The following is an 11,383-nucleotide window of genomic DNA, read 5'->3' on the forward strand; positions in this document are numbered from 1 at the left end:
TCGGAGCCTCCGGGTGTAGGGGACGTCGGGAAACGGGGTACTCGCGATGTCGGGGCCGAAGAGGCCCCGGGCGGCGGGTGCCGGGGGCCCATCATGCAGGGAGGTGCCGGGCGTGCCGCAGGCGGGTTCCGGTGGGGCGGGCCGGTGAGGCGTCTCGCCAGGGGCCCCCTGGGCACTGGGCACTTGTCGGGTGAGAGACAATGGAGGCTCTGTCAGGGCGGGTTGTATGAGGGGACGCATGTCGGAGGCGGAGCGGGCGGGCACATCTCGTCAGGACACTCGTCAGGACAACAGGGAGCGTCTCCTCGCGGGGCGTTACCGGCTGGGCAAAGTGCTGGGCCGCGGGGGCATGGGCACGGTCTGGCGAGCCCAGGACGAGACCCTGGGGCGGACGGTCGCCGTCAAGGAACTGCGGTTCCCGGGCAACATCGACGAGGACGAGAAGCGGCGGCTGATCACCCGGACGCTGCGCGAGGCCAAGGCCATCGCGCGGATCCGCAACAACAGCGCCGTGACGGTGTACGACGTGGTCCAGGAGGACGACCGGCCCTGGATCGTCATGGAGCTCGTCGAGGGCAAGTCGCTCGCCGAGGTCATCCGGGAGGACGGCCTCCTCGAACCGAAGCGCGCCGCGGAGGTCGGGCTCGCCGTCCTGGACGTGCTGCGGTCCGCGCACCGCGAGGGCATCCTGCACCGCGACGTGAAGCCGTCCAACGTGCTGATCGCGGAGGACGGCCGGGTCGTGCTCACCGACTTCGGCATCGCCCAGGTGGAGGGCGACCCGTCCATCACCTCGACCGGCATGCTCGTCGGCGCGCCCTCCTACATCTCCCCGGAGCGGGCCCGCGGGCACAAGCCGGGCCCGGCGGCCGACCTGTGGTCCCTCGGCGGGCTGCTGTACGCGGCGGTGGAGGGCTCGCCGCCGTACGACAAGGGGTCGGCCATAGCGACGCTGACGGCCGTGATGACCGAGCCGCTGGAGGAGCCCAAGAACGCGGGCCCCCTGAAGGACGTCATCCACGGTCTGCTCACCAAGGACCCCGCCCAGCGGCTCGACGACGCGGGCGCCCGGGCGATGCTGAACGCGGTGATCCACGCGCCCGCGAAGGCGGAGCCGCTGGACGCGACGAAGGTCGTGCCGCTGCCCGCGCAGCCGGACGGGGCGTCGGGCAAGGGGAGTTCGGGCGGTTCCGGCGGCAAGCGGGGCGAGGAGGCCGGGGAGCGGCTGCGCGGGGCCCTGCGCTCGGTGCGCAAGGTCGCGACGGGGTCGGCCGCCGCCGCCCCGGCCGAGTCCGGGACCGCCGAGGCTTCGAGCGGGTCGGACGGCAGGGCGAAGCGGGCCGGAGCAGCGGGCGCGGCCGCCGGGGCGGCGTCGAGCCCGACGGCGCCGGCCTCGGAGCCGTCCGCCGGAGCCGATGCGAAGGAGACGAAGACGGGCTCCGCGGCGAGGAGTTCGGGGTGGCCCGTGATGTCCCCGCCGGACCTGCCGCCGAGGCCCGCGCCCCGGGCGCCGCTCACCGACGTGGTGCCGCGGCGGACGCTGATGATCATCGCGGTGGTCGTGGTGCTCGCCGTGATCGGCACCGTGCTCGCCCTGACGCTCAGCGGGGACGACAAGGGCTCGCAGGGTGCCGGTGAGGGCGGTGACAAAACCGTCGCCACCGCGCCGAGCAGCGGCGACACCAAGGGCGACGAGAGCGACGGCACGCGCACGGACGGTGCGAAGAGTCCCGGGCCCTCCGCCCCGGCCTCGAACAGCACACCCGGCAGCGGATCCGGCGCCTCGGCCGGGAGCGGCTCCTCCGGCGGGGACGGCACGGCGGCCGAGTCGACGCACCAGGGGAACCAGGGGTATTCGATCGGCCTGCCGAAGGGATGGAAGTACCAGTCGACGGGGGCGGCCGGTGACCGGTTCACCGGCCCCGGCGGGCAGAAGCTGCTCATCGCCTGGACCTCCACGCCCAAGGGAGACCCGGTGGCGGACTGGGAGAACCAGGAGCGCTACATGCAGCGCGCCCAGTACAAGAAGATCCGGATAGAGAAGGTGGACTACCGCGGCTGGAACACCGCCGACTGGGAGTTCACCTACACGGACGGCGGCACCCGGTACCGGACGATCGACCGCGGGTTCGTCGTCGACGACCGGCAGGGATACGCGCTGATGTACACGGCGAAGGCGGCCGACTGGGACGGCGAGCTGCGCAAGGAGACCTGGCGGACGCTGACGAAGACCTTCGAACCCAAGTCCTGAGCATGAGCGGCCCCGGGTTTGGGGAGGCAGATCTGGTCATCCCCACATTGCGGGTTGCCTGCGGCACGTATCGTAAATGTTTGCGGACCGTGCGCAGCCGGAACGGACCGTGGGGCGAACGGATGTGACCGACCGGGCCGACGGGGGAGGCAACGTGGACGACTATGCGGGACGGGTTCTCGCCGACCGCTACCGCCTGCCGCTGCCGCCGTCCGACGAGTACGAACTCACCGAGACCCGGGCCTTCGACACCTACAGCGGACAGGAAGTCCTCGTCCGGCAGGTGCCGTTGCCGGAGGTGGTCGAGGCGGAGGTCCTCGACGCGGAGGGACTGCCCGACGGTTTCACGGCACGTGACGGGGGAGCGCGGCGGCCCGGTGCGCGCCCGGGCGTGCGGCGGCCCACGGATCCGGTGGTGCGGCGCGCGGTCGAGGCCGCGCAGGCAGCGGCGGCCATCCCCGACCATCCCCGGCTCGACCAGGTCTTCGACGTGTTCGCCGAGGGCGGTTCGCTGTGGATCGTCAGCGAGTTGGTGGCCGCGCGCCCGCTGGCGGCGCTGCTCGCCGAGAAGCCGCTGACGCCGTACCGGGCGGCCGAGGTGGCCTCCGACGTGCTCATGGCGCTGCGCGTGCTGCACGCCCACGGCTGGGTGCACCGGAACATCACCGCCCGGACGGTCCTCGTCTGCGACGACGGCCGGGTCATGCTGACCGGTCTCGCGGTGGGCGCGGCGGAGGAGGCGCTGTGCGGGTACGACCCGGTGCCGTCTGAGGCCTTCGAGGAAGCCTCACCCGGCCAGGGGCCCGGAAGCGGTGGCCCCCTTGCCGGACTGGTCAACGGCGTGGGCGGCCCCGCGGGTCCGGGCGGTGCCGGTGGGCCGGGCGGCATCGGCGGCTCGGGTGATCCGGAGGCCGCGCGGCGCGCCGCCATAGAGGCGCGGGAGGCCAGGGGACTGCCTGCGGCCGGGGCGGACACGGCAGGTGGTGGACCGGTCGTGCCCGCGCGGCGGAGTCCGGACGACAGCGACCCCCGGGCCGCGCGTGCCGGGGCCATCGCCGCCTACCGGGCGGGTGCCCGGGCCGCCGCACGGGTGCAGGAGGCCCAGCAGAACACCCGGGCGCTGCCCGGCGCCCGGCCCGCCCCGGACGGCGGGCCGGGGCCTCACGGCAACGGCGCGGGGCACTCCCCGTACGTCCCCGGGCAGGGCACGGCGCCCGACGCGCCCCCGCCGGGGCGGATAGCCGACCCCTACGGCGTCGGCGGCAAGCCCCGCACCAACGCCTGGCACGGCGCCACGCCCCGCGGCGGAACCGCCGGCGCCCCCGCGCCGCAGGGCCAGGAGCAGGCCCCCCTCCCCCCGGCCCTGGAGACCGCCGAGCCCACCCGGTGGGACGATCTGGTCGCCGACACCCCCGCGCCCCGGCGTGGCCCGGCCACGGCCCTGGCCGCCGAGCGGGCGCGACAGGCCCGGATGGCGGTCGTCGGGCCCGTCACCGAACGCTGGGCGCCGGAGCAGGCCGGACCCGTGCACGAGAACTGGCAACTGGCCGCGCCCATCGGCCCCGCCACCGACCTGTGGGCGCTGGGCGCCCTGCTGTTCCGCGCGGTGCAGGGCCACGCGCCCTACCCGGAGGAGTCGACGGCCGAGCTGGTGCAGATGGTGTGCGCGGAACCGCCCGCGTACGCCGAGGAGTGCGGGCCGCTCAGGCCGGTCGTGGAGTCGCTGCTGCGGCAGGACCCCACCGAGCGCCTGGACTTCGAGGAACTGCGCGGCTGGCTGCGCTCGCTGGTGCGCTCGGCGCCCGAGCCGGAGGCCGGGCTGCACGTGGTCCCGGCGCCCCCGGCCGACGCCAGCAGGCTGCCCGTCGTACGCCGCCGGGGCGAACTCGTGCGCAGGCGGCGGGCCGGGCTGCCCGCGCACCACGGGCGGCACAAACGGGCCAAGGAGTCCCGTTCGCCGCACCGCCTCGGCCGCACCCTCCTCGTGCTGGTGCTGCTCGCGATGGCCGCGGTGATCGCCTACGCCATGCTCTTCATGCCCAAGTCGGACCCCGGCGGCGCGCAGGGCGCGGACCGCACCGGTACCGCCGGCGAGGCGAGCCGGGCGCCCGAGGCGGACGCCAGCAGCGAGCCGAGACCCGACCAGACCTCGCCCGCACCGGAGAAGAGCCCGTCGACGTCGGCCGGTTCCTCCGAGACGCAGACCACCCGCCCCGACGTCGCCGGGGGCTTCACGCTGCGCAAGGACCCGGCCGGTTTCCAGGTCGCGGTCGCCAAGGGCTGGGACCGCACCGAGCGGGGCGGCGGCCAAGTCGTCTACGCTCAGGGCGACTTCGAGCTCATCATCGTTCCGGGCCGGGACAAGGCGTCGGAGTACGGCAGCGACCCGATGGCCTACCAGCGGGAACGGGAGCGCGAGTTGCAGCCGTACCGCGACTCCAGCTGGGCCACCTCCACCGGGCTGAAGACGATCGAGGTGGGCGGCCGCACCATGGCCGAGGGGCAGTTCACCTGGACCGGCGACGACGGGGGCGAGCTGTACGTGCGCAACCTGGCGATGCTGGTCGGCGGGCGCTACCACGTGGTCCAGGTGCGCGGCCCGGAGGCCGACCGGGACGAGGTGACGCGGTTCTACGAGCAGGCGGCCGCCACCTACCGGGTGACGGGATGAGCGGAGGGCGTGCCGCCGGTTCGCCCTGGCCCCACCTCTGGTCACCTCCGTCCCGGCAGGCGACAACCGTCACAGTGCGGTCACCGTGGCACCCCGCTTGTTCCCTGGGCAAGAGCGGGTCCTTACGCTGACCCTGTCAAGACCATTGCGGGGCAACGTGAATCAGATGCAGGGCCGGCTCGTCGCGGGCCGCTACCGGCTGGCCGACGCCATCGGAAGCGGCGGGATGGGCCGGGTGTGGCGTGCGCATGACGAGGTGCTGCACCGTGCGGTGGCCATCAAGGAGTTGACGGCCGCCCTCTACGTCTCCGAGAGCGAGCAGGCGATCCTGCTGGCGCGCACCCGGGCCGAGGCCAGGGCCGCCGCGCGGATCAACCACTCGGCCGTCGTCACGGTGCACGACGTGCTGGAGCACGACGGACGCCCGTGGATCGTCATGGAGCTGGTCGAGGGCCGCTCACTGGCCGACGCGGTCAAGGAGGAAGGCCGCGTCGAGCCGCGCGAGGCGGCGCGCGTCGGACTGTGGGTGCTGCGGGCCCTGCGCGCCGCGCACACCGCCGGTGTCCTGCACCGCGACATCAAGCCGGGCAACGTCCTGCTCGGCCGCGACGGACGGGTCCTGCTCACGGACTTCGGCATCGCCCAGATCGAGGGCGACACGACCATCACCCGGACCGGCGAGGTCGTCGGCTCGGTGGACTACCTGGCACCCGAGCGGGTGCGCGGCCACGACCCCGGTCCGTCCTCCGACCTGTGGGCGCTCGGCGCGACGCTGTACACGGCCGTCGAGGGACGCTCGCCGTTCCGCCGCACCACGCCGCTGACGACCATGCAGGCCGTGGTCGAGGAGGAGGCCGCCGAGGCCCGGTACGCCGGTCCGCTCGCGCCCGTCATCACCGCGCTGCTGCGCAAGGACCCCGCCACCCGGCCCGATCCGTCCGAGGCCGAACAGATGCTGGCCGAGGCGGCGGAGGGGCGGCGGCCGAGCGGGGCGCAGGCGTATGTGCCGACGCAGTACGGGGGGACGCAGCCGTACCGGGAGGGCCACGGCGGTCCGGGCACGGGTGGTCCGGGCGCGGGCGGCACGGGCATGGGCCGCGACGGCACCGGCCCGAACGGCACCGGCGGCAGCGGTACGGGTCGGGGCGGCTCGGGTTCGCACACCGGGACGCCGTTGCCGCCGCCGGCCGGCACCCCGGCGAGCGGAACGCCGACGTCCGGGGCCTTCGTGACGGGCAGGTCGGCGACCGGCTCCACCGCGGCCGGCCGCCCGGGCGCGCCGACGGCGACGGACCCGCACCCGTACGGACCGCATCAGCGGCCCGGCGCAGGGCAGCCGAACGGCGGGGCCCAGCCGTACGGTGAGGCTCAGCCATACAGCGCGGCCCAGACGTACGGCGCGGCGCAGACGTACGGCGCCGGACAGTCGTCGGGCCCGGGTCGGTCGGCCGGTCAGGGGCGGCGGCGCCGGCTGCGCACCCTCGCTCTGGTCGTCGCGCTCGCGGCCATCGTCGGCGGGGGCACGGCCGTGGTCCTGCGGCAGTGGGACGACTCCCGGGCCACGCCGGATACCGCGTCCGGTTCCGTGCGCCCCTCGGCGAAGGCGGGGAGTTCGGTCCCGGACGGCTGGACCCGTCGCGACGACCCGGCCGGTTTCAGCCTGTACCTGCCCCAGGGCTGGAAGCGCAAGCCCTTCGGCCCGCAGGGCGAGCTCCGGCAGATCGACTACACACCGGACGGCGGACGGCAGTTCGTCAGGATCGCCGTCGACACCTCCCCGGACTTCGCCGACCCGTACGCCCACCAGCTCGACCTGGAGCAGCAGTTGAAGGGGCTGGCCGACTACCGGCGGGTCGCACTGGAGCGCAACGTCTACCGCGACCGCAACGGCGCCCTGTGGGAGTACACCTGGACCGCGCGGGCGAAGGACACCCCGTTCCCCGGCCCGCGCCGGGCGATCGAGGAGACGTACGTCGCCCGCGACGGCACCGAGTACGCGCTCTACATGTCGGCTCCCGCGGCGGACTGGGCGAAGGCGCGCAAGCAGTTCACCGCGCTGCTGCAGGGGTGGCAGGAGAAGACCTCCTGACGCGTTCCGGTCCCCTGACCCGGGGACGTCCGGTCCCTGACCGGGGTACGTCCGGTCCCTGACCCGGGGACGTCTGTTTCGGCCACCCGCGTTTCGCCGCCCCGGAGCGGTTCCGTCCGGTGGGGCATCATGGCCGCATGGGGACCGAGGGGCACAACAGGCGTGTCATCGCGGGCCGTTACCGGCTCGAGGAGAGGCTCGGGCGCGGAGGCATGGGCGTGGTCTGGCGGGCGACGGACCAGTTGCTCGGCCGGAGCGTGGCCGTCAAGGAACTCCCCTACGACGAGACGCCCTCGACGGCTCAGGCGCGCCGCCGGCGGGACCGTACGCTGCGTGAGGCCCGGGCCGTGGCCCAGCTGAGCCACCCGCACATCATCGTCGTCCACGATGTCGTCGAGGACGGCGAACGCCCCTACATCGTCATGGAGTTGATCGAGGGAGGGTCGCTCGCCGACCGGATCGCCGACCAGGGCCCGGTCGACGCCGCCGAGGCCGCGCGCATCGGCATCGACCTGCTGGGCGCCCTGCGCGCCGCGCACGCGGCCGGGGTGCTGCACCGCGACCTCAAGCCCGAGAACGTGCTGTTGGAGGAGGGCACCGACCGGGTCGTGCTCACCGACTTCGGCATCGCCCAGGTCCAGGGCGCCCCCACGCTCACCGAGAACGGCTCCTTCGTGGGCTCGCCCGAGTACACCGCGCCGGAGCGGATGGCCGGGGCCAGGACCGGGCCCGAGTCCGACCTGTGGTCGCTGGGCGCGCTGCTGTGCGCGGTCCTCAGCGGTGAGTCGCCGTTCCACCGCGACTCGCTGGGCGGCATCCTGCACGCGGTCGTCGTCGGCGACATCCAGCCACCCCCGCAGGCCGGGCCGCTCCTGCCCGTCGTGCAGGGCCTGCTGGAACGGGACCCGGACCGGCGGCTGGACGCGGACCGGGCGGAGCGGATGCTGCGGGCGTTCCGGGCGACGGGCCGGACGCCGCTCGCGCCACCGCCCGGGTACGTGCCGGCGGCGCGGGACGCGTCGCGACAGCCCCCGGAGACCACGGCTCCACGACCGTCGGTGCCGCCGGTGGGCGCGGCCGGCCCGTACCGGCGGGAGGAACCCTTCACGCGGCAGCCCACCCGGCGTGTGCTCGTGGCCGCGCTGCTGGTCGCCGCCGTGGCGGGCGCGGGGGTGTCCGCGGCGGCCCTGCTCCGGGACGAGAGCAACGGCGACGGTGTCACCCCGCCCACCCGTCCGGCCCCTTCGGTCACCGGGACGCCCACGGTCCGGCCCTCCACCCCGAGCGCTCCCGCCCCCGCCCCCACCCTCAGCACGGGCTGGTCGGCGACCCCCGAAGCGCCTTGAAGCGGACATAACCCTCGGCCTGAAGTCACGGGTCTGTGACCGGCTCGCGTCCGTGGTGGATACGTGGGTGCCTGGCGCGATATGGATGAACTCATGAGCAACGACGGGGGAGCCCGATCCGGGGCCGACGAGCCGACGAGTTTTGTATTGCAACCGCCTCAGCCGCAGGCACCGGTGCCGGGGAACCCGTACGCCACGCCCACCCAGGTCGTGCCACCACGGGTGGCCGCCCCGGCGGCGACAACCGGGGACCCCGGTGCCGGGCGGCTCATCGCCGGTCGTTACCGGCTGATCAGCAAGCTCGGGCATGGCGGCATGGGCACCGTGTGGCGGGCGCAGGACGAGACGGTGGACCGGGAAGTCGCCGTCAAGGAACCCCGCGTCCCCGATCACCTTCCCGAACGCGAACGCGCCAACGTCTTCGAGCGGATGCGCCGCGAGGCGCGTGCCGCGGCCCGGCTCGATCACCCGGCCGTCGTCGACGTCCACGACGTGGCCGTCGTGGACGGGCAGCCGTGGATCGTGATGGAGCTGGTGCGGGGCCGTTCGCTCGGCGACGCCCTCCAGGAGGGCACCCTGTCCGCACCCGAGGCGGCCCGGATCGGCCTCGAGGTGCTCGGCGCGCTGGAGGCCGCGCACGCGGCGGGCATCCTGCACCGCGACGTGAAACCGGACAACGTGCTGCTCGGCCGGTACGACCGGGTCGTCCTCACCGACTTCGGCATCGCCCGGATCGAGGGCGAGACCAGCCTGACCGACACCGGCGGCTTCGTCGGCTCGCCCGAGTACATCGCGCCCGAGCGCGTGCTGGGCCAGCGGCCGGGCCCGGCCAGCGACCTGTGGTCCCTGGGTGTCGTGCTGTACGCGGCGACGGAGGGCGTCTCGCCGTTCCGCCGCAGCAACACGCCGGCCACCCTCCAGTCCGTCCTCAACGCCACGCCCGCGCCGCCCGCCTCCGCCCAGGGCCCGCTCGCCGAGGCCATCAACGGCCTGCTGCACAAGGATCCGGCCCACCGCCCGGACGCCGCGCGGGTGCGGGCCCTGCTGGAGTCGGCCGCACACCCGCCCGCCGCACAGCCCGCGCAGACGGTGCGGGCCACCGGCGGGGGCGGCGGTGGGAGCAGACGCCTCCGCTTCGGCCGCACGGCCTGGACCGGCCTCGGCGCGGCGGTCGTGGCGGCGGCGGTGACGGCGTACCTGGTGCTCGCCGACCCGTTCGCCGGGCCGCTGCCCGACGGCTGGCGGGTCCACCAGGAGAAGGAACTCGCCGCCGCGCTGGCGGTTCCGGCCGACTACCGGCGAACCGTGCCGGACCCGGAGGCGAACCGGGGGCACCGGGTCACGTACACCGACTACAGCGGCAGCATCTGGATCAGCCTCTCCCTCGACAGGAAGGCGGAGGACACCGGCCGGGCCATCGCGGGCTCCGCGGCCGCCGAGATGTACGACGACGACACCGGGTTCAAGGAGAGCGGCAGTTACGACCTGGACATGCCGGAGGACCCCGAGACCAACCCCAAGGTGACCACGTACCGGGGCAAGAAGGCGGCCGAGAACACCGTCAGGTACGAAACCGACGACAACCAGGACCCCCGCCCGCGCGAACTGCGCGTCTTCTACTTCCAGAAGCCCGGCGGCGACATGTACAAGCTCACCGTCAGCTACCCCGGCAAGGGCGACTTCACCGACCGCGGGCGTGAGGTGGCGCGCACGGCGATCGCGAATCTGGACATCAAGGGGACCTGAACCGGCCTCGGCCCGACCCGCGTCGACACAGAACCGCTTCGCAGGGTACTGATGGGGCATGAGCAACGACGGGGGCGGGCCGGACGCCGCCCAGGGCCGGCTGGTCGGCGGGCGGTACCGGCTGGTGGAGCGCATCGGCGCCGGCGCCTCCGGCACCGTATGGCGGGCCCACGACGAGCTCGAACGGCGTGAAGTCGCCGTCAGACAGCCACGGTTGCCCGGCCACCCGCAGGACGAGGGCCACCGGCGGGCGGCCCACCGGCTCCATCGCGAGGCCCGCGCCGCAGCCCGGGTCGACCATCCCGCCGCCGTCACCATCCTCGACGTCGTCGTGGAGACCGAGCAGCCGGACGAACGCCCGGGCCCGCAGGGCCCCGACGAACTCGACGCGACGGAGCTGCTGGACGGACTCCCGTGGATCGTCATGGAGTTGCTGCCCGGCGAGTCCCTGCACGAGACGCTCCGGCGCGGCCCGGTCGAGCCGCGTGAAGCCGCCCGAGTCGGCCTCGCCCTCCTCGGCGCCCTGCGCGCCGCGCACGCCGTGGGCATCGTGCACCGGGACGTGAGGCCGTCCAACGTGCTGATCGCCGAGAACGGCCGAGTCGTCCTCACCGACTTCGGCATCACCCCCGCCCAGGGTGACGAGCCGCCCCCGGACCACGGCCCGGACCACGGGGAGTTGGCCGGTGCGCCCGCGTTCGTCGCCCCCGAGCGGCTGTCGGGCCGCATCGCCGGGCCCGCGTCCGACCTGTGGTCCCTGGGCGTGCTGCTGTACACCGCCGTGGAGGGCTCGTCCCCGTTCCGGCGGGCCACCCCCGAGGACACGTCCGCCGCGATCCTCGCCGCCGAGCCGCCCGAACCGCGACGGGCCGGACCGCTCGGGCCGCTGATCGGCCGACTGCTGGCGCCGGACCCCGAACAGCGGCCGGACGCCGAGGAGGTGGCGAAGGAACTGGAGGCGGTGGCGGGACCGGCCACGGAGGAGACCTCCTCCCAAGGCGCGACCGGGCGTGCGGAACGGTTCCCCCGGTCGGAGACGGCCGCGCGGCGGAAGGTGCGAACGGCAGCGCGGCAGGAGCCCGTACCGACCGCGGCAGCGGAGGCGACACCGCTTGCCTCCCCCGAAGCCACACCCTCCGGGGCACCCACCCCCGTACCCATCCCCGCACCCTCCCGACGCCACACCCTCCTCCGCCCCGGCCCGCTCGCCCTCCTCGGCGCGCTGCTCGCCGGTGGCGTGGGGGCGGCCACCCAGTTCGCCGACACCAGCAGCGCCGACA

The 11,383-nt window shown here is 74.7% G+C and carries 6 protein-coding genes; all 6 read left to right on the forward strand.

Features of this window, described 5'->3' with window-relative positions:
- The first annotated feature begins 238 nt into the window (after window positions 1-238).
- Window positions 239-2,251 carry a serine/threonine-protein kinase gene (locus tag RIN80_RS08380; RefSeq protein ID WP_309094877.1) on the forward strand — a complete coding sequence of 671 codons (2,013 nt, stop codon included), beginning with the start codon at window positions 239-241 and terminating at the stop codon, window positions 2,249-2,251.
- A 154-nt stretch (window positions 2,252-2,405) separates the two neighbouring features.
- Complete coding sequence (locus tag RIN80_RS08385; RefSeq protein ID WP_309094878.1) at window positions 2,406-4,922, forward strand: protein kinase; 2,517 nt, start codon at window positions 2,406-2,408, stop codon at window positions 4,920-4,922.
- A 166-nt stretch (window positions 4,923-5,088) separates the two neighbouring features.
- Window positions 5,089-7,011, forward strand: coding sequence for a protein kinase (locus RIN80_RS08390; RefSeq protein ID WP_309094908.1), 1,923 nt, complete (start codon window positions 5,089-5,091; stop codon window positions 7,009-7,011).
- 137 nt (window positions 7,012-7,148) lie between these two features.
- Window positions 7,149-8,357, forward strand: a complete 1,209-nt coding sequence (locus RIN80_RS08395) for a protein kinase (protein ID WP_309094879.1) — start codon at window positions 7,149-7,151, stop codon at window positions 8,355-8,357.
- A 93-nt stretch (window positions 8,358-8,450) separates the two neighbouring features.
- Window positions 8,451-10,103: a serine/threonine-protein kinase gene (locus RIN80_RS08400; RefSeq protein ID WP_309094880.1), complete on the forward strand. Its 1,653-nt coding sequence runs from the start codon at window positions 8,451-8,453 to the stop codon at window positions 10,101-10,103.
- A 58-nt stretch (window positions 10,104-10,161) separates the two neighbouring features.
- The coding region (locus tag RIN80_RS08405) for a serine/threonine-protein kinase (protein WP_309094881.1) at window positions 10,162-11,383 on the forward strand (1,222 nt) is incomplete at its 3' end.

This window comes from Streptomyces sp. (assembly GCF_031181705.1).
GTDB lineage: Bacteria > Actinomycetota > Actinomycetes > Streptomycetales > Streptomycetaceae > Streptomyces.